Source organism: Fimbriimonadaceae bacterium, assembly GCA_019638795.1.
In the GTDB taxonomy this organism is placed as follows: domain Bacteria; phylum Armatimonadota; class Fimbriimonadia; order Fimbriimonadales; family Fimbriimonadaceae; genus JAHBTB01.
On the sequence record JAHBTB010000004.1, the window covers coordinates 85,056 to 104,581 of the forward strand.

Here is a 19,526-nt window from a genome sequence, read left to right on the forward strand (position 1 = left end):
CCCATGCAGGACCACGCCGGCCCGTCTGGGCCGGCGATTTCCTCTCAAACCGCTTGCTTAAGCGAATCGAGGAAGCCTTCAAGGAGGTCGTCGATCTCAGCCATCGTCTCGGCGACCGTCAACCGTCCGCGCAGGGCGGCCGCGCCCGGTTCGCCCTTGACATAGAGCGGTAGTTGTGAGCGCAGGGCCCGGAGCGCGGCCAGTTCGTCGACAGGGTCTATCCGGTCCGGAGTCTGGGTCACGTCGTCGAGTCCAAGTTGGTAGCCGACCATCATCCGCATGTGCCGGCGGGCCATGGCCACCCGGTCGTCGATCGTCGGGGGCGGAGGCGCTTCGCGGCCGGCGACCGCAGCGACGATCCGGGCCATGCGCCACGGGTCGCTGATCGCGGCCCGGCCCACCATCACCCCGTCCACTCCCGTTTCTTGGACCATCCGGAGGGCGTCTTCGGGTTCCTTCACGTCGCCGTTGCCGATGAAAGGCACGGTCACCGCGTCTCTCATGCGCTTGAGCAGGTCCCAGTCGGCCTGGCCTTCGAACCCCTGCTTGGCGAACCGGGCGTGCAGGGTGATCATTTGGGCCCCCGCTCCGACAAACCGCTTGGCAAGCTCGGGGGCGGCGAACACGGAGTAGTCCCAGCCGGCCCGGACTTTGACGGTGACCGGCACCTTGACTGCCGACACCACGGCGGCGACGATCCGTTCGGCAAGGTCAGGGTCTTTGAGCAGCGAAGCGCCTGACCCTGTGCGGCACACTTTGGGCACCCAGCAACCCATGTTGATGTCGACGATGTCGGCCCCCGCCTCTTCCGCGACGCGGGCTGTCTCGGCCATGACTTCGGGGTCTGCCCCAAAGATTTGGATTCCCAGCGGGCGTTCCCTCTCGTCCACCCTAAGCTTTCGAAACGTCTTGGCCGCCTTGTAGTGGACCGCCATCGCGGAGACGAACTCGGTGAACATGAGTCCGGGCCGCGCGACTTCCTTGGTGATCAGTCGGAAGGGCAGGTTGCTGACGTCCTCCATCGGGGCGAGGAGGACGGGCGGGTCGACCCGGACGGGCCCGACTGAGAAGGGCGGGGCGGGCATGGGGATGCGAGAATTGTGGCGTGCGGCACGTTGGGGCCACGGGAAACCGCCGACTTGACCATGAATTTGACTTGAAATCTGCTTGGGACCCGCTAAACTAGGTCATGTGCGCATGGCGCAACTGCTTTTGAAATGAGGAGACTTAGTGTGATGAAGTTGAAATCGACCCTTGTCATCAGTGCCTTGGCCACGGCGGCGCTGTCCCACGCCGTCATCGCGACCACATCGACAACCGCGACGGGCCCCGAGGATTTCACTTGGGTTTACGTGGGTAGGGTCGGCAGTGCCAGCGGTGTCGCGGTCGGACCCCATTCGGTACTGACCGTCCAACACATCAGCGCGACCGATTTCGTTTTGGGTGGCGTCACCTATCACAAGACCGGCGCGGTGGACGCGCCCAACCTGAACGGCACCCACACCGACCTGCGCATGATCACGGTTGCCGAGACCTTGCCCGGCTGGTATGAACTGGGCCAGTCACCGGTGGCGGGCTCCGGGGTGACGATGGTGGGCTACGGCGCCACCGGCAAAGTGGCCGCGTCGGGCGACTACTACACCGACATCACCGGGATGGGCACCCGTCGGGCGGGCGACAACAAGATCGACGGGACGGTCAAGATCGACGGCTGGGGCGTGGCGAACTATGCCTACCTGCACTCGGTCGGCGAGGCGTCCCTGGCGGCCGGTGATTCGGGCGGAGGTTGGTTTGACAGCACGGGCCGGCTGATCGGGATCAACTCGTTCATCTTCAACGACACGGATTGGACGGGCGGGACTCCGACGCCGCCGGACAAGTTGAACGACTTTGGCTTTGCCTCGTTCAACAAGAACGGTTGGACTTGGAGCGGCGAGTACGGGGGCCAGCACTACGACATCGACATCGCTCCGGGCACGGCCTACTTCGGCAGCGGGGCGATCGACGTCACCAACGACGAAGTGCGACGGTGGGCGTTCCAAAACGGCGCGGTGCCCGAACCGGCGTCGTTGTCTGTCCTTGGACTCGGTGCCTTGGCGCTGATGCGTCGCCGAAAGAGCTGAGTCGGACCCCGTGCGCGGGCAGTCGTCGTCTCGCTAAACTGGGACACGATGTCTAAACCCACGCTGACCGTCGGACTGATCGGCTATCAGTTCATGGGCAAAGCCCATAGCAACGCCTACCGCCAGGCGGGCCGGTTCTTTGACTTGCCCATGGACCTGCGCATGAAAACCGTGTGCGGGCGCAACGAGGCGGCGGTGGCAAAGGCGGCCGGTCAGCTGGGCTGGGAGGGCTACGAGACGGACTATCGGAAAGTGCTGGACGACCCGGAGATCGACGTCGTCGATGTGAGCACACCGGGTGACAGCCACCGAGAGATCGCGGTCGCAGCGGCCAAGGCGGGGAAGATCGTCTTCTGCGAGAAGCCGATCGGCAACACACTGGCCGACGCCCAAGAGATTTATGACGCGGTGAAGGCCAGCGGCAAACCCAGTGCGGTCTTCCACAACTACCGCAAAGCTCCGGCCGTCGCGCTGGCGAAGCAAATGGTCGCGAGCGGTCAGCTCGGCCGCATCTATCACATCCGGGCCGTTTACCTGCAGGACTGGATCGCCGACCCCAAGTTCCCGCTGGTGTGGCGTTTGCAGAAGGAGAAGGCCGGTTCGGGGGCGCACGGCGACATCGCCAGCCACATCATCGACCTTGGCCGACACTTGCTGGGCGAGTTCGAGTCTGTCACCGGGCTACTTCACACCTTTATCAAGGAGCGTCCCCTGGCCGGGGCGGTCGACGACCGCCTCGGTGCGGCGGCCAGCACCGAGACCGGCGAGGTGACGGTCGATGACGCCAGCCTCTTCCTCGCCAAGTTCAAGAGCGGGGCAGTAGGCACGTTCGAGGCCACTCGGTTCGCGGTCGGGCGGAAGAACCACAACCGGTTTGAGATCAACGGAGAGAAGGGGTCGGTTGTCTTCAACCTGGAGCGCATGAACGAACTGGAGTATTACGACAACACCGACGCGGCGGCGAACCACGGGTTTAGGCTCATCCAGGCAACCGACGGGGTGCACCCCTACGCGGGTCACTATTGGCCGGTCGGGCACATCATCGGCTACGAGCACACCTTCATCAACCTCGTCGCCGACGCCGTGAACGCGATCGCCGAAGGAAAGAACCCGAGCCCGGACATTGAGGACGGGCTCCGGAACCAGGTCGTCCTTGACGCGGTGGAACGCAGTCACGCGTCGGGGAACTGGGTCACGGTTTAGGCGGCCCGCAGTACCTCGAGCCGGACGGGATGCTCGGCGGCTTTGGCGATGCGGCGGATCGCCGAGAGGAAGACGGGGTTGTCTTCTTCCTGGCTTTGCAGGCATCGGCTCAGGATCTCGTACGCTTCCTCCTGCGTCATCTTGACTGAAACATACGTGTCGCGAGTTTCCATCCCACCACGGATCATCGGCGACTCTCCAGACTCAAAAAGGGCACAAAGGATGAAACTGGAATGACTGTCAGCCGTCAGCAATACAGGGACTAGGTTCAAAAGGATTGAAAACCTAGTGGGTTTTGAGGGCCATGGGACTCTGTAAGGATGCGAAATGGGCGATAATAGAGCCTGGGCAGGTCACGACCATGAGGGTCACGAGGCAGACACGGCGGTTAGGGCTAGCGGTACTCGCGTTAGCCTCGGTCGTGGCGCATGGCCAAGCGGCCGACCAAAACCCCGCTGAGACGTCCCCACCGCCGGTCGGCGGCAAGGCCTCGATGGACTTGGTCCGGTTGAGCCCGGGCACCATGGTGGTCCCGCTTCGGCAAGGCCATCTGGTCCTGCACTCCGAGTCTGTCGACTTGGACGGGCGGAACCTCGTCCGTGACCGTGACTACAGCATCGACTACGAGGCGGGCAGCATCGTCTTGCGCGTGCCGTTCACCCCGGGGCAGGGCCTGCGGGTCAACTACCGGTACGACGACAAGCAGGACAGCAAAGGGGTTTACGCCCACGGTGCCGGCTCCAGTAAGTTTTCTGGATTCAGTTTCGACTTCGCCGGGGGTGCCAAGGCCGTCTTCGGTCTAGGTCTCGCGGAAAGGACGGCAGGCGGGACCCTGTTGTCATCAAACGTCTACGGCTTGGCGAACAGTTTCAGCCTGTCTGGAGGCGGCTCACTCAAAGGCCTCTTCATGGTCGGGGACCGGCACAAGGCCGACGTCACCAACCTCTTCGACGGCTCCAAGAACACGGAGAAGGTCGAGGAGGGCCAGGGCACCGCGATCGTGCAGAGCCTCGCGACGAAGGTGCTGGGCGGCAATTTCACCGCCAACTACCAGGACATTGACGACCGGTTTGGCGGATTCCAATCGTTTGCTTCGGCAGGTATGTCAGCGGCCGACATCGACACCTTGGCCAAAGAGAAGGGCCTGAAGCGAAGTTCATTCCGGCTGACCGATCTGAAAGCCGGCGGGCTTAAGCTCAGCGGCGGTGTCCAATCGGTCGGCGACGACACGGGCGGCGTCTCGTGGCGTGACTACGGCATGTCGTTGGGCGGCTTCAGCTTCACTTGGGACTCCCGCTCTGTCGACCCGACGTTCAACCGGTTTGCCAACTTGCGGGAGCAAGACCGCAACCAACTCGCACAGGAACGCGGCCTCACGTTTGACAACATCGGGGCCAAACAGCAGTTCAAGAACGGTGCGATCGAGTTCAAGGACGCCCAAACCCGCGACCAGAACGGGACGGGATTGTTCCGCCGCGCCCTTTCCTTCAACATGGGCCCCAGCAAGGGCTACTTCACCGACCAGAAGGTGACCGCCGGTTTTTCGCGGATCGGCAGTCTGCGCGACCCGGACAAGGGTCAGTTGGCCAAGGAAATCGGCCTGTCCCGTCAGTCTTTCGGCTTCGAGAGTCCGCTGGCCAAGGGCTGGAACCTCAAGTACGACAACAACCGCCTGATGAGCGACACGGGCGATGTCAAGGCCATTGAGTTCGCCCTGACCAGCCCGAAATGGAGCTTTGAGCATGGTCGCTTTGAGGCCGACTCCGGTTTCACCTCGTTCAACGCCTTTGCCGGCGGCGAGGTGCAAAACCACGTCAAGTCAGTGCTCGGTGCCGCGGGCGGACACGCTCAAGGGAACGACTATGGTGCCTTGGGCAATTCGGCCGGACTGGACCGGTCGTGGTGGAAGTTTGGCCTTGACCTTGGCAAGTCGACGAAGCTGAACTACAGCAACTACAGCGTCGCCGCCGAGGCTGGTGGCGCCCGGCTCGATTCGATCGGGATTGATTCGGCCAAGTACAAGGTCAACTTCGCCCAACAAGACGTCGGTGCGCAGTTCGGGGCCACCTCACGGCTATTGCCCACCGAACAACGCTCACTCGGTATCGCCGACGGCCTGAAGAGGACGATGCTGAATGTCTTTGCCGACCTCGGCAAGAACCGGTCGCTCAGCCTGGACACGATGCACGCCGACGACTTGACCGGTGAAGCGGCCCGCACGAATTTCAAGTATGCCGACAAGGGCTTCGCCGCCACCTACGCCCGGCGCAACGTCTCGTCGGCGTTCAGTGGCCTGGCGACCTTGGTCGACACCGAGCGGGACGTGATGCGCCAACTGATGGGCTATGACCAATCGGCATGGTCGGTCACCTGGCAACTGATGCCTTCGCTGAAGCTTGACCTCCGGCACAACGACGACCAGAACACTGAACTCGGCCTCTTTCGGGAGAACGACAGCAAGCTCATCGAGTACCGCCTCGACAAGCTGACATCCTTCTCCTACCAGACCTTGGCCAGCCGGGTCAACGACATTGACCATGTCAACCTGGAGCAGTCCGCCCAGCGCTTCTTTGTCGCCCGAGACTTTGGCAAACTGGGCAAGCTGACATTGACCAATGAGCGGGCGACCTTCGGTGGGGTCGACGACAACCAGCCGGATTCCAACCGTCAAGCCGTCAACTACCAGGCAGACCTGAGCAAGACGACCTCGCTCTCGACGACCCAGAGCCAGACCAGGTACAGCAACGGCGAACGCGAGACGACGACCTCAAACACCATCGCCCAGCAACTGAACCCGCGGGTCAAGGTGAGCCTGACCGACGAACGGACCCTGCGGGACGGCGAGAAACCCGACGAGGCGAAGAAGAACCTCGGCGTGTCCATCGACTTTGGCAAGGGGATCAAACTCGACGTCAACCAGGCCCGACAGTTTGCCGACGGTGCCACCGGCACGACGAAGGAGTCCGTTTCACTGACCCCGGGTCAGATCCAGGGGGTCGCGGTCGAAGGTGCTTCCTACACCCACAACGGCTGGGACGACCTCCGCGACCAGAGCGTCGGTGTCTTCAGCTTCAAGAATGTCAAGCCGTTTGAACTCGGGTCTATCAAGGACATCCGGTTCAGCTATTCGGCCGACACCGCGCGTGACAACTACGCCTGGCAGAAGGAGAACCGCCGGATCGGTTTTGGCGCCTCCTACGGCAACATCGGCTTTGGATTTGACTACTTCAGCCAGGTTGCAGGTGACGGCTTCCGCGCGATCGACCGCGTCTTCAATCTGACCACGGACAAGACTGGGAAGGCCGCCGTCCGTGGCGAACTGAAGTACGGCGTCCGCACCTTGCCGACCGACGACCAGGTGATGATCCGCGACTACGCGGTGTCCATCCAGTTCAACGACCATGCCCAATTAGTGCACCAACTGGTCACCAACCCGCTCCAACAGCGGAACGACGTGATCTTGGGCTCGGTGCCCGTCGACGAGCGCAAGAACATCTGGTCGTTCAAGTACTTTAAGGACAAGAACTTCAAGTTCGACATGAGCTTCAACGAGGTCCAGAGGGACGCCGTCGCGCAGTCTCTGTACCGGGAGGCAAAGGTGGACACGACGTTCTTCGCCAGCAACCCGTCGCCTCTCAACCTCAGCTACAGCCTCTTGCAATGGGACCGGAACGGCGAGCGCCAGACCGCCCATAAGTTCGGCCTTCGGTTCGACCAGCGGCCAGGAAAGAACCAGTCCCTGTCGTTCTGGCTGGAGAACCTCAACTGGGGCAACAGCCGCCCCGTGGGGTCCAACCTGCAGAACTGGGGTATGCGGCTGGACTACTCTGTCCGGTTCTGAATCTGGGCAGGTGTCGTCGGCCCTCCGTACCGGCTAGACTGGTCGGGTCATGTTCGCCAGGCTACGACTGCTTCTTGCCGTGCCGGTCCTCGCATGGGCCGGGACTGCGCTCGCCCAACAACCGCCCGAAGACCAAGTCATCGACAGTCTCATTAAGGAGACCCGTGACAACTCGCACACAGTCGAGATCCTCCGTGAACTGTGCGGTAAGTTCGGTCCCCGGGTCACGGCCTCGGACGCCCTTCTCGCTGCCCAGCATTGGGCCGTGCGCAAGTTCACCGACTTTGGCGTCGACAAGGTGTGGCTGGAGCAGTACCAGGAGGCACCAGTCCGGTTCCAGAGGAACGCGGCAGCTTCCTGGGGCGGCTTGACCGCTCCCTACCGCTATAAGATGGCGTTCAGCACGCCGGCATACACGGTCGGCACCAAGGGCCCGGTGGCCGGACCACCGGTCAAGATGCCGGCGACGATGGACGAGGCCAAGAATGCCGCGGCCCAACTCAAGGGCGCATGGGTGCTCATGCCTCGGATGGTCGGTATGGGCAGCGCAAACTTGTCTCGTCCGACTGACCTGGACAAGTTTGTGGACTCGTGCGGCATCGCCGGCCGGGTGTACAGCACCAACGCCGACTCCTACGTGTGGACGCACGGCAGCTGGGTCGCCTACAACAAGCAGACCCGGCCGAAGACACCGTTGGTCACGATCAGCAAGAACGATTACGGTCTGGTCGAATACAACATGGCCAAGGGGCGGGCCCCCATTCTAGAGTTCAACATTGACCAGAAGCTGGAAGACCGGCCGACACCGCTCTACAACGTCGTGGCCGAGATCAAGGGTTCGGTCCGTCCGTCCGAGTACGTCATCATCAGCGGCCACTTTGACAGTTGGGACGGCCCGGGGTCGCAGGGGGCGATGGACAACGGGACAGGCAGCTCGATGGTCCTCGAACTGGCGCGGACGTTTGCCAAGCTGAAGCTCCGTCCGATGCGCACGGTCCGGTTTGTCCTCTGGAGCGGGGAAGAGCAGGGCCTTCTCGGGTCGCGAGGCTACACCGAGAAGCACAAGGACGAGCTGGCCAATATCCAGGCCGTCTTCGTCGAGGACCACGGTCAAAACCCGTACCAAGCCATCGTCGTCCAGGAGGACATGAAGCCGTTCTTCGAGTCGGTCGTCGCTAAGCTGGCCGGGGCGTATCCTGAGTTCCCCTTCACTCTGCAAACGACACAGCGGCTTCCGGCCGGTGGCAGTGACCACGGTAGCTTCATCGCCCGGGGAGTGCCAGGGTTCCAGTTGCAAAAGGCGCCTGGCCCCGTCTCTTACACGGAGATTTGGCACACTCAAAACGACCAGGTCAGGTACGTCCAGTCGCGATGCGTCGCCCAAAACGCGACGTATGTCGGCGTCTTGGCCTATCACTTAGCCAATATTCCGGAGAGGCTCCCCAAAGCGCAAGCGGGTAACAACCGGCGGGCCGGTGGCGGGTAGTGGGGACACCGGTGCTTTTGGATAGCCAAAGCACGAGGACGGCCTGACCCCAGCAGATAACCCACCTAGTCACCTCGCGGTCAGCAACGGTGCCTGAGTTCAAACGAACTCAGGTAACCACGCTGGTTTCAGCATGGTAGACCGCATGGTGAGTGCGGCATACAGAGGGTGTTGGAGGCTGTAACTCATGTATGAAGTCGTGGTCATGGCGATTGCCCTCGCCTCTCTGGTCGGCGGGTGGGGTCTCGTCAAAGAGGCTCTGAACCAGTCGCAACGCAAAGCTTAGTCAACTGCTCCGTACCCTCTCCTATCCCTCAAGCCCCTAAAATGGCCCTCGGCGAAAGCCGGGGGTCTTTGATCGTTTTTGGGACAAACTTGAGCGGCTTATGCGCTCCTTCCGGCGCACACTCGAGTTCCTCCGGCCCTACCGCCGGCACTTGGCGTTGGCGATCTTGCTTACCGTCGTCGTGACGACGCTCAACATCGTCCCACCCCGGCTCTTTGAGTTCGCGATTGACAACGGCATCAAGCCGGCGCTGGCCGCGTTCCAGAGTTGGCAGTCCGCGGAAGGAGCGGCCAAGGCAGCCGCCGAAGCGAACTGGGTGAACCTGCGCGACCACACGGGCCCGCAGCTCTTACTCATGTTCAGCCTGCTCTTGGTCGGGGCCATCGCCCTCCGGGCCTATCTGAACTACCTTCTCGCCCTGTTGGTCAACTTTGTCGGCCATCGCTTTTGTTTTGACCTACGGTTCGCCACGTGGCGGCACCTCCAACGCCTGAGCCTGGCCTTCCACAAGCAGATCCAAACCGGCAAGATCATGGCCCGGGCGACCGCCGACGTCGAGCTCATCCAGGGGGTGGTCTCGGGGCAACTCGTCGCCTTTCTCAGCGACCTCATCACCTTGGTCGTCGTCACGTCCATCCTTTTCACGATGGAGTGGCGGATCGCCGCCGTGATCCTTGCTTTGGTGCCGCTCTACGTCGTCAGCTACTTGTTCTTCCTGAAGCACATCCGCAGCATCCGGGAAGAACAGCGCCGTCTCTACGACGAGCAGGTCGGCCAGCTGACCGAAAAGATCGCCAACATCGCCGTGGTCAAGGCGTTTGTGCGGGAGAACGACGAGACCAAGCAGTTTGTCAAGCTGGCCAACGAGCGGTTTGCCGTCGACGTCCGTCAAATGCACCTGAACCGTCGGCTGGGCCTGATCTCGGGGGTCATATCCGCCGTCGGCCGGGGCATTGTCTACGCCTATGGGGGCTTCCTCGTCCAGCAGGGCCAACTCACGGTCGGGTCCCTCGTAGCCGTCGCCTTCTACGTGGGGTATGTCTTCGACCCCGCCGTTCGCGTCGTCGATTTCAACAACCAACTCCAGTGGGCGGTGGCGGCGATGGACCGCGTCTTCGAGACCCTAGACACCCGACCCGACATAGAGGACAGGGAAGGCGCGCTGGCCCTCCCTCGCTTGAGCAGGGAGATCAGGTTCGACCATGTCAGCTTCAAGTATGAGCAGGGGGAGGAGATTGTCCATGACATCGACCTCACCGTGGCCTGTGGCGAGGTTGTCGGCATCGTGGGCCACAGCGGAAGCGGCAAAACGACGCTGATGAACCTCTTGATGCGGTTCTATGACCCGACGAAGGGTCGGGTCAGTATTGACGGTGTCGACTTGCGTGAAGTCCGGCTCGACTCCGTCCGTGCCCAAATCAGCATGGTCGCCCAAGAGAACATGGCGTTCAGCGTCAGCATCAAGGAGAACATCAAGTACGGGTGCCACGACGCGACGGACGAGCAGATGGTCGCCGCGGCCAAGGCCGCCGACCTCCATGAGTTTGTCGAGACTCTCGACGACGGATACGAGACCATGATCGGCGAGCACGGCGTGCGCTTCAGTGGTGGACAGCGCCAGCGCCTGGCCCTTGCCCGGGCACTTGTCACCGACCCCGCCGTCCTCATCCTTGACGACGTGACCAGCGCCCTTGACGGCGAGACCGAGGCCCGCGTCCAGGAGGCCCTCCGTCGTGTCATGAAGGGGCGCACGACCTTCATCATCGCGCACCGGCTCGCCAGTGTCGTCGATGCAGACCGCATCCTTGTCGTGGAAGACGGAAGGATCGTCGACCAAGGCCCCCACGCCGAGTTGGTCGCCCGCCCCGGCATCTATCAAGACATGTTCCGGGAGCAGTTCAAAGGGGCCCTGGAGATCGCCTGAGCACAGGTACCTTGGGGGTGTGGCCGATAACATCAACCCTTACGCCGCGCTCTTCGTGGACTTTGAAAACCTCTACTACTTCATTAAAAACCGTACAGACCAGAAGACTGACCCAGGCGACACATCACTGAAAGTCATTCGCAGCCTTAAGACAACCCTACACGAAGGCCAGCAAAAGAACTGCATCATCCAACACGCCTACGCTGACTTCGAACGGGTCGGTGGAGGCACCCAAGGAGACTTCTATCTCATGGGGATCGAAACCCACAATGTCTTGGGTACCGAGCACAAGAACGCCGCCGACATGCGCCTCTGCATTGACGCGTTGGACACGCTTTATACAAGGCCGGAAATCGACACATTCGTCTTCGTCGCCGGCGACCGAGACTACATTCCTGTCATCCAGCACCTTCGGGCCCGGGCCCGCAGCGTCATCGTCGTGGCGTTCAAGGACAACTTGTCGGGCGACCTCCTTCAAGTCGCCGAAGAACGCAATTTCATCGACGCGACGACAATGCTGCCGACTGATGTCAAGCTGACCAGCCCTCGAGTCGCCCCAGCCCCTCCGGCCCCTGCCGCCCCGGTCGCCCAGCCTCAGCGACCTGCCCCCAAGCCCAGCACATTTGCGACTCCCAAGAGGATCCACGACCCGCGGGCCCTTGAAACGCTCCGCATCATGCTGCATCACTTTAGCGACAAGCCAGAGATTTGGATGATTCCCTTTCTGCACCGCCAGCGGTCCGAGATGTCCCAACTCGAGGAGTTTGAGCGCAAGGCGCTCCTTTCCGACTTGGTCCAACTGGGGGCTATCGCGATCGAGCAACGGCTAGGTGACGTACGGGACTACTCCGTCATCGTCGTCAACTGGAACCACCCCGATGTAGTGGCGGAGAACCCGGGCTGACTCAAGGTCGAGGGTGGCCTCCGGTATCCTCAGGGCCCGTGCCGACCCTCGCACACACCTTCGACGCGCTCCGGACCAAGGGAGAAAAGGCCCTCGTCCTCTACGTCACTGCGGGAGACCCGTCACTCGACGACCTCCCGGCGATCTGTGACGCCTTGGTCGAAGGCGGTGCGGACGTCATCGAAATCGGCGTCCCGTTTAGCGACCCGATCGCCGACGGTCCGACGATCCAAGCCAGCAGTCAGCGGGCTCTCGACCGGGGCACGCGCCCGGGCGCCGTCCTTGACTCCTTGTCAAGGGGAGGGTGTGGCGTGCCCGTCGTCCTCATGGGCTACTACAACACGATGTTGAGGCCGGGGCTTGCGAACTTCGCGGGCCGGGCCAAGTCCTCTGGTGTCTCCGGCGCCATCGTCTGCGACATCATCCCAGAAGAGGCGGGCGACTGGGTCGCCGAAGCCAGGCGGGCAGGCTTGGACACCGTGTTCCTCGCGTCTCCGACTTCGACGGCAGAAAGGTTGCAGGCGGTTGCGGCGCATTCAACCGGCTTCGTTTACGCGGTGAGCCGCACCGGTGTCACGGGAGCCACCCAGCAGGCAGGGGCCGAGGTCGCTCGGCTGGTCGGTGACCTCAAGGGGATGACCAGCGTGCCCGTCTGTGTGGGGTTCGGCATCAGCACTCCTCAGCATGTCGCCGATGTGTGCAGGGTCGCCGACGGGGCTGTGATCGGCTCGTGGTTGGTTGACTACTTGGCCACGAATTGGGATGGCGGAAGGGGCCGTGCCGCTCTCGTGGACGCGGTGAAGTCGCTCAAGTCGGCCACGAGATAGGGCGCGGGCCCGACCCCCGCCATGCATGGGGGGCCGGGCCTCGCAAGACGGTCACGGACGGCCCGCGTCGTCCCTCTTGGGCGGGGTCAGGTCGATGACCTTGCCCGTCATCGCCTTCCATTTCGTCTTCTGGCTGTCCGTCAAGACGTCGAGAGCCCGCTTGACCAACTCGGCCCGCTTGGTCGGGTCGACCATCATCGGGGGGCCGCCCGGTCGCCGTTGTCGGCCAGGGCCGCCAAACCCACCCTCAGGCGGTGGGCCTCCCGGGCCACCCTGCCCGCCGCCAAACCCGCCCGGTTGACGCGGCTTCGGCATGCCGTCCCGGACGATCTCGTCCAGCTTGGTCCTTTGGTCGTCGCTGAGGCCGAGCTTCTCGGCGACTTCGGGGCGCAACATCGACATGGGGGCTGTGGCCTGCAACTGGATCTCCTTGTACCGGGCCAGTTGCTTGCTCGTCAGGATCTCCGCGATCTTCTTTTCCATGTCTTGGCGCGGCATCGGTCCACGTCCGCCGTCCTGCGGGGGCGGTCCACCTTGGCCACCGCCAAATCCGCCCTGAGGCGGCGGTCCGCCAGGGCCGCCGTCGAAGCCTCCCTGCGGTGGGGGGCCGCCAGGGCCGCCGTCAAAGCCACCCTGAGGAGGAGGACCGCCAAATCCACCCCGCGGTCCCCGCGGCACTAGCTCGTCGATCTGCTTCTTCTGCTCATCAGTCAGGGCCAGTTCCTTCTGCACGTTCGGGTGCTTCAGGAGCATCGGGCCGTTGAGCCCCATGCCCATCATCGGTCGGCGCGGGCCGCCAGGTCCGAATTGGCCCGGTTGGCCAGGCCCGCCAGGCCCGGCCGCTTGGGCGCAAACGGTGCCAGACACTGCCAGCATGGCCAAAGCCGCGACCGAAACGATCAGTGTGTGTTTCATTTCATGTCCTCCAGAAACGCGGCCCACACCAACGGGGCCCGCTTCCTTGTTATCACTTTACGAGGCTCCTATGAGGGATTTATGAGGGTCGGACACCAGGGGCAAAAGGACCCGGACCACTGTCCCCTGGCCCTCTTGACTGGCGATGTCGACGCGTCCCTTGTGAGCCTCGACAAGGCCCTTGGTGATCGCCAGACCGAGCCCGGTACCCCCGTCTCGCCTTGACCTCGCCTCACCAGCCCGATAGAAGCGGTCAAAGACGTGGGGAATGTCTTCTTCCGGGATGCCGTCGCCCGTGTCTTGCACCGTGACCCTCGCCCAGCCTCCTTCGGAGTCGACCGTGACATGCACCGTCCCGTCTTGCGGCGTATGCCGACGGGCGTTACCGACAAGGTTGACGACCACCCGACTGAGGAGCGCCTCGTCCCCTTGCACAGGGACCGGTTCGTCGGGGAAGCAGGCAGTGGGGACGGGGCCCGGTCCGGCCACGGCCTCGATCCCTTCGGAAACGGGCACGCGGAGGTCGACCGTGCGGGCGTCGATCGTCAGGACACCGGCGTCCGTGCGGGCCAGCGTCAGCAGGTCTTCGACCAACCGGGCCATTTCTGCGGCGGTCGCGTCGGCCCGTTCTGCCGCTCTCTGGAGTTCACTGAGGTTGCCGGGGGCGTTCAGGGCGTTACCCAGGGTCAGCCTGATGCGGGTCAACGGAGTCCGGAGCTCATGGCTGGCGTCGGCGGTAAAGCGTTGCTGGGCGTCGTATGCCTCCTGTAGCCGGGAATACGCCGACTTTTCCTCCGCAAACGCGGTGTCGAGCCGCCCGAGGAGGTCGTTGAATGTCCCGGCTATGCGAGCCAGTTCATCGTCACCAGTGACAGGAAGCCGTTGGGAGAGGTCTTCGGCGCTAATCGCCGCGGCGGCCCGCGTCAAGCGGTCGACAGGCCGGAGCGCCCGGTCGATCAAGACCCTGGCCCCGAGGACGACAAACACCAGGGCGACCGGCAGGAGGACGGCGAACGTCGCCGTCTGGGCCTGGCTCAGGGAGAGCAAGAGGTCGGTTTCCTGGGCGACCTGGACAGTGCCAATCTGGACGCCGTTCCGAAACGCGGGCATGGAGAGGACCCGCAACCGGCCTAGATCGGTGAACGTGGGGGCCGTCACGAGGGCCGTCGCGCCCTCGAAGCTCTTGTCTGACCATGCCGGGTCCGAACCGGAGCCGGCCGCCACGAACCGAGGCCGGCGGATGTCGGCCAGGCGCGAAGCGTCTTGGTAGACCTGGGGTATCGGCCCCAGCCCGGGTGTCCGGGGGCGGGGGCGTTGCCCCGGCGGTGGGCCGGGTGCTCCGGGCTCAGGGCCCGGCCCTGGCACACCGCCGTCGAGACGGAACATCCGCTGTTGCTCCGGCGGAGGGGGGCCAAGCTGGACCGCCTCGTCGCCTCGGTGGCGCAGGTCGCGGTCGATCATAGAGGTCAGCCGGGCACGGGTGACCCCGGTCATTGCTGCGGCGAAGCCGACGAGAAGGAGCACGATGACCGCGGTGTTCCACAGGAGGAGGCGGGTGCGCAGAGAATGGGCGACCAAGGTTCAGTCCTCCGCCCGGAGCGTGTAGCCAAAGCCGTGCACCGTGTGGATCAGCTTCACCGGATGCCAACTGTCCACCTTCCGCCGGAGCGACGTCACGTGGAAATTGACCGCGTTCTCCGTGTTTTCGTCGGCACCCCATACGTTGTTGAGGATGACTTCGCGTGTCAGCGTCCGACCCCGGTTGCGGACGAGTGCCTCCAAGAGTTCGAATTCCCGGGGTGTCAGGTTGATCTCCCTGCCGGCACGCACGACCCGTTTCGTCTGAGAGTCCAGCTCGAGGTCGGCAAATTGGACGACCCCGGACTTGACGGCCTTGTCGCGCCGCACCAGGGCCCGCACACGGGCGGTGAGTTCCCGGACGTCGAAGGGTTTGACCAAGTAGTCGTCTGCCCCAGCTTCAAGCCCTTCGACCCGGTCAGAGACTTGGTCCCGTGCGGTCAACATGAGCACAGGCACCGACACTTGGGCACGTCGGGCGGCCTGGCACACGGCGAGGCCGTCCATCCCCGGCAGCATCCAATCCAAGACGACCACCGCGTAAGGGTTGATGAGGATGGAGTCTAGGCCGGCGGGGCCGTCATGGACGACATCGACCGCCAAGCCTTCGCGCCGAAGCGCAAGGGCCACTTCGTCGGCGATGGCGACGTCGTCCTCAACGACCAAGATCCTCATACCCGTCTTACGTACCCAGAGAGTATGAGGAATCCGTGAGGGTCAGAGGCCAATCAAGACCGCGATGATCGCTTTACTGTCCATTCGGTCGAAGCTCTTCAAGCCACCAGGCTTGACGCTGCCGTCGCAGAAAACCTGGATGCTGGAACCGATCGGGCCGCGCGAGACTCCGTCACCGTCCACGCCCTCGACGAACACAAAGTTGAGTTGGCCCGACTGGGGTGCGCGTCCCTTGTAGATCGGGTTCCTCACGCCCCGTTCATAGATGCGGAGCTCCATGCCTGAGTTGACCCGGACCAGTCCGGCCCGGAAGTAGTGCGGAGACGGCTTGACGCTTCCGTCTCCCATGGCTACCGTCCGGGCGACGAGCACCGAACCGTCTCCGTCCATGACGATGAGCTTGGCTTCGGTCCGCACCTTTTGGACGGCAGGCAAGAGCAAGCCGATCAGGACAGAGTCGGTGCCTCCGTCTATGGCGATCGGGCCCGAGGAATGGCCGACCGGCCCCGGGTTGTCTTGAGCCCGAGCGGTGGTCGGAGCTACTAAGCCAAGGGCCAATGTTGACGATACGGCTAGATTAACGAGCAATCTGTTCATAACTGTCCCCTGCCCGCAAAGTTCCGGGCACACCTCATTCTATATCTCTTGATCTCGGCGCAGGCATCAAGACTCGCTGCTTCGGTAGCATCGCCGCATGACCTTTTCGCTTGTGCTGGCGACGATTGTCACCGGTGCCGTCGTGGCCGTGCCCCTCGTCCCCGCAAAGCTCCGTTGTGATTGGAAGGTCAACCCCTTGGCGGTCGACGACGTGTCACCGCGTCTCACTTGGGTCGCCGAGGGAAAGGGCAGTGACCGCTTGGTGACCGCCCACCAGGTGCTGGTCTCCAGCACCCGTGCTGCTCTAGACCAGGACAGGGGCGACTTGTGGGACACCGGCAAGCAGTCAGGTGACTCGTTCAGCGCGAGCTACCAGGGCCGGGATCTGGCCCCGGGGCAGGAAGTGTTCTGGAAGGTCCGGGTGTGGGACGAAAATGACAAACCCGGTAGTTGGAGTGCGGTGTCCACCTGGCGCAACGGCATCGCCCGGGACTGGCGGGCCGGATGGGTGCAAGACCCGAAGGCCGCGCTACCGCCTGAGCCCCCGTCGATGGACGGCGCCAGCTGGTATGGCCATCCGGACGACTCGGCAGAATCGACGGCAAAAGGCTACGTCCGCCACTACCGCGTCCCGTTCTCCGACCGGGCCGTCACCCTTCTCATCGCCGCCGACGACCACTTCAAGGCGACGGTTGATGGCAACGCCGTGGTCTCGGGCGGATTCACCCGTTTCGAGGTCATCCGGCTGCCGGAGCGCCCCACGAGTCGAGTCCTCGATGTGACGGTCACGAACGACCAGGGCATGAGCGGTCTCCTGGTGAAGTTCCTTGACAAGGATGGAGATTCGGTTGAGCCTGGGCAGATCCAAGTCGCCCAAGACCAGGCCGGGCCTTGGACGCCGGCAAAGAAGCTCGTGGACTATGGCGGGGCCCCTTGGGGCCGGGTGAAAGCCCACGTCGAATACCCGATGGGCCCCGCGGCGATGTTCCGTCGTGCGTTCCAAATTGAAAAACCCGTCCGCAGCGCCCTGCTCTACGCCACCGCGCTCGGTGCCTACCAGGTATCGGTCAACGGCCGGGCCGTGGCCGGGACGGGACTGGCCCCGGGCTGGACCGAGTTCACGAAGCGTGCCTACTACCACACCCACGACGTGACCAAGTCCCTGAAGCAAGGGGAGAACGTCCTCGGTTCCTGGCTGGGCGACGGTTGGTACGCTGGCTATCTGGCCTTCACGGGCCGGAGATTCTATTACGGCGGCGCTCCCGCCCTGAGCCTCGAACTCCGGATCACCTATGCCGACGGCGCCACCGACAGGATCGTGACGGGGCCCGACTGGCAGGTCGCCCACGGTGAAAACCTGCACAACGACCTCCTGATGGGTTGTGCCACCGATTATCGGCTCGCCCGACCGGGCTGGGACAGGCCGGGCTTCCGAGCCGACGGCTGGTCGTCGGTCAAAGTCGTCGACCCGCCGAAAATCAGCCTGTCCGCCCACCCGAACAGTGAAGTCGACCCTCAGATGTCGATCACAGCCAAGACGCGGACGGAGAGCGCGCCCGGGGTCTGGGTGTACGACTTTGGCCAGAACTTTAGCGGGGTCGTGCGGTTCAAGGTGAAGGGGAAGGCAGGTGACGTGGTCACCGTCCGCCATGGTGAGCGGCTTGACAAGGGAAAGCTCTACACCGCCAACCTCCGGGCGGCCAAGGCGACTGACACATACGTTTTGGCCAAGGACGGGGTCACGGTCTGCGAGCCGAAGTTCACATTCCACGGGTTCCAGTACTGCGAGATCAGTGGTGTCGCCACGCCGCCGGGGCCGGGCGACGTCGAAGGGATCGTCCTGCATAGCGACCTGCCCCTCGCGGGGACGTTCAAGTCCAGCGAGCCTTTGCTCGACCGACTCGTCCTGAACTCAGACTGGAGCCAATTGGGCAACTACCTGGACGTGCCGACGGACTGCCCCCAGCGTGACGAACGGGCGGGTTGGACGGGAGACGCCCAGGTGTACATCAAGAGCGCCTACTTCAACCGGGACATCGCCGCCTTCGCGGACAAGTGGCTCGTCGACCTCTGTGAGGACTCCCCCTCGCCCGTCGACGGCGCGTTTCCCGACGTCGCCCCCTATCTGAACATGGTCGGCCGCGGCAACGCCGGGTGGGACGACGCCGGTGTGGTCTGTGTCTACCAGACATGGCGCATGACCGGTGACACCAGGCCGGTCGTCGCCCATTGGGCGGCCCTGGACAAGTGCTGCGACTATTGGGCGGCCAAGGCGAAGGACTACATCCGCCCGCCAGGGGCATATGGGGACTGGCTCCTGCTTGACGGACTTCAGCACAGCGAGAGTATCGCCACCGCCCTTTGGGTGCGCGACCTGCGATACATGGAGGAGATGGCCGAAGCGGTCGGCAAGGACTCTGCCAAGTACGCAGAGCAGCGCGCCAAGGTCCGTGCCGCGTGGCGGGCCGCCTTCTGGAAGGACGGCAAGATCAACGACAAGGGCCCTGGGGACCAGTCCATGTACGCTGTCGCGGTCATGACGGGGGTCTTGGACGACAAGGAGGCCCAAGAAGCCGCCGACGTCCTTGCGGACATGGTCCGGGCCCGCGGAGGCCATCTGTCCACCGGGTTCCTCGGCACTCCAGAGGTTCTCAAGGCCTTGGCCGACCACGGTCATGCCGACGTCGCCTATGGTGCGGTGCTCAAGAAGGACTATCCCTCCTGGCTCTACCAAATCAAGCTTGGCGCGACCTCGATGTGGGAACGTTGGGACGGGTGGACGCCGGAGAAGGGATTCCAGGACGCGGGGATGAACAGCTTCAACCACTACTGGCTCGGGTGTGTCAACGAGTGGCTCTACACCTACGCGGCTGGGATCGACCTCCTGCAACCTGGTTGGGCCGCCGTCTCGTACAAGCCGTACTTCACGGACCAGCTCGGCCACGTCGACGCCTCGTACGAATCAGTGCGCGGCACGGTCAAGTCGTCGTGGAGGCGAATGCCCGACGGCTCCTATGAGGCCCGTTTGCACCTGCCCGTCGGGGTACGTGCGGTGGTCGAACTCCCCGCGGGAACCCGACCGGCTTCGTCGAGAACGGTCCTGTCGCACGGCGTGGGGACGGTCGGATCGGGTGACCACTTGTTCTTGGTGCCAAAGCCCTGACCTG

Annotated in this window: 14 protein-coding genes; 8 read left to right on the top strand and 6 right to left on the bottom strand. The window is 63.5% G+C overall.

Going from position 1 to position 19,526, the window contains the following annotated elements; genetic code table 11:
• Window positions 1-44 precede the first annotated feature (44 nt).
• Window positions 45-1,085 carry a tRNA dihydrouridine synthase DusB gene (gene dusB / locus KF857_06615; protein MBX3111665.1) on the bottom strand — a complete coding sequence of 347 codons (1,041 nt, stop codon included), beginning with the start codon at window positions 1,083-1,085 and terminating at the stop codon, window positions 45-47.
• 150 nt (window positions 1,086-1,235) lie between these two features.
• Between dusB and KF857_06620 the strand changes: the two genes are divergently transcribed.
• A complete protein-coding gene (locus KF857_06620; protein MBX3111666.1) occupies window positions 1,236-2,123 on the top strand; it encodes a PEP-CTERM sorting domain-containing protein in 888 nt (295 codons plus the stop codon).
• A 48-nt stretch (window positions 2,124-2,171) separates the two neighbouring features.
• Window positions 2,172-3,326, top strand: coding sequence for a Gfo/Idh/MocA family oxidoreductase (locus tag KF857_06625; protein ID MBX3111667.1), 1,155 nt, complete (start codon window positions 2,172-2,174; stop codon window positions 3,324-3,326).
• On the opposite strand, the gene KF857_06630 is transcribed toward KF857_06625, so the two are convergent.
• Window positions 3,323-3,499, bottom strand: a complete 177-nt coding sequence (locus tag KF857_06630; GenBank protein ID MBX3111668.1) for a hypothetical protein — start codon at window positions 3,497-3,499, stop codon at window positions 3,323-3,325. The two genes, KF857_06625 and KF857_06630, sit on opposite strands and share 4 nt — an antisense overlap.
• Before the next feature lie 248 nt (window positions 3,500-3,747).
• On the opposite strand from KF857_06630, the gene KF857_06635 reads away from it, so the two are divergent.
• The 5 genes from KF857_06635 (at window position 3,748) to trpA (ending at window position 12,594) form a co-directional block, all read left to right on the top strand.
• Window positions 3,748-7,167, top strand: coding sequence for a hypothetical protein (locus KF857_06635; protein MBX3111669.1), 3,420 nt, complete (start codon window positions 3,748-3,750; stop codon window positions 7,165-7,167).
• Between the two features lie 49 nt (window positions 7,168-7,216).
• Complete coding sequence (locus KF857_06640; GenBank protein MBX3111670.1) at window positions 7,217-8,653, top strand: M20/M25/M40 family metallo-hydrolase; 1,437 nt, start codon at window positions 7,217-7,219, stop codon at window positions 8,651-8,653.
• Between the two features lie 386 nt (window positions 8,654-9,039).
• Window positions 9,040-10,863 carry an ABC transporter ATP-binding protein gene (locus KF857_06645; protein MBX3111671.1) on the top strand — a complete coding sequence of 608 codons (1,824 nt, stop codon included), beginning with the start codon at window positions 9,040-9,042 and terminating at the stop codon, window positions 10,861-10,863.
• 19 nt (window positions 10,864-10,882) lie between these two features.
• Window positions 10,883-11,767, top strand: a complete 885-nt coding sequence (locus KF857_06650; GenBank protein MBX3111672.1) for an NYN domain-containing protein — start codon at window positions 10,883-10,885, stop codon at window positions 11,765-11,767.
• A gap of 38 nt (window positions 11,768-11,805) precedes the next feature.
• Entirely contained in the window at window positions 11,806-12,594 is a 789-nt protein-coding gene (gene trpA / locus KF857_06655) for a tryptophan synthase subunit alpha (GenBank protein MBX3111673.1), read from the top strand.
• Window positions 12,595-12,645: 51 nt separating this feature from the next.
• Here the strand turns inward: trpA and KF857_06660 are convergent, their stop codons facing one another.
• The 4 genes from KF857_06660 to KF857_06675 are packed head-to-tail and all read right to left on the bottom strand — an operon-like array spanning window position 12,646 to window position 16,203.
• On the bottom strand, window positions 12,646-13,509 hold the full coding sequence (locus KF857_06660) for a hypothetical protein (GenBank protein ID MBX3111674.1): 864 nt from the start codon (window positions 13,507-13,509) through the stop codon (window positions 12,646-12,648).
• A 57-nt stretch (window positions 13,510-13,566) separates the two neighbouring features.
• Window positions 13,567-15,087, bottom strand: a complete 1,521-nt coding sequence (locus tag KF857_06665) for a HAMP domain-containing histidine kinase (protein ID MBX3111675.1) — start codon at window positions 15,085-15,087, stop codon at window positions 13,567-13,569.
• Between the two features lie 3 nt (window positions 15,088-15,090).
• Entirely contained in the window at window positions 15,091-15,762 is a 672-nt protein-coding gene (locus tag KF857_06670) for a response regulator transcription factor (protein ID MBX3111676.1), read from the bottom strand.
• A 42-nt stretch (window positions 15,763-15,804) separates the two neighbouring features.
• Window positions 15,805-16,203, bottom strand: a complete 399-nt coding sequence (locus KF857_06675; protein ID MBX3111677.1) for a hypothetical protein — start codon at window positions 16,201-16,203, stop codon at window positions 15,805-15,807.
• Between the two features lie 253 nt (window positions 16,204-16,456).
• Between KF857_06675 and KF857_06680 the strand changes: the two genes are divergently transcribed.
• The gene (locus tag KF857_06680; protein MBX3111678.1) at window positions 16,457-19,522 is read left to right on the top strand and encodes a family 78 glycoside hydrolase catalytic domain; all 3,066 of its coding nucleotides are present in this window, start codon (window positions 16,457-16,459) and stop codon (window positions 19,520-19,522) included.
• The last annotated feature ends 4 nt before the right edge of the window (window positions 19,523-19,526 follow it).

What these genes read in the sequence shown, in the direction of transcription:
- dusB (MBX3111665.1), bottom strand. Translation starts at nt 1,085, where the DNA reads ATGCCCGCCCCGCCCTTCTCAGTCGGGCCCGTCCGGGTCGACCCGCCC.
- KF857_06620 (MBX3111666.1), top strand. Translation starts at nt 1,236, where the DNA reads ATGAAGTTGAAATCGACCCTTGTCATCAGTGCCTTGGCCACGGCGGCG.
- KF857_06625 (MBX3111667.1), top strand. Translation starts at nt 2,172, where the DNA reads ATGTCTAAACCCACGCTGACCGTCGGACTGATCGGCTATCAGTTCATG.
- KF857_06630 (MBX3111668.1), bottom strand. Translation starts at nt 3,499, where the DNA reads ATGGAAACTCGCGACACGTATGTTTCAGTCAAGATGACGCAGGAGGAA.
- KF857_06640 (MBX3111670.1), top strand. Translation starts at nt 7,217, where the DNA reads ATGTTCGCCAGGCTACGACTGCTTCTTGCCGTGCCGGTCCTCGCATGG.
- KF857_06645 (MBX3111671.1), top strand. Translation starts at nt 9,040, where the DNA reads ATGCGCTCCTTCCGGCGCACACTCGAGTTCCTCCGGCCCTACCGCCGG.
- KF857_06660 (MBX3111674.1), bottom strand. Translation starts at nt 13,509, where the DNA reads ATGAAACACACACTGATCGTTTCGGTCGCGGCTTTGGCCATGCTGGCA.
- KF857_06670 (MBX3111676.1), bottom strand. Translation starts at nt 15,762, where the DNA reads ATGAGGATCTTGGTCGTTGAGGACGACGTCGCCATCGCCGACGAAGTG.
- KF857_06680 (MBX3111678.1), top strand. Translation starts at nt 16,457, where the DNA reads ATGACCTTTTCGCTTGTGCTGGCGACGATTGTCACCGGTGCCGTCGTG.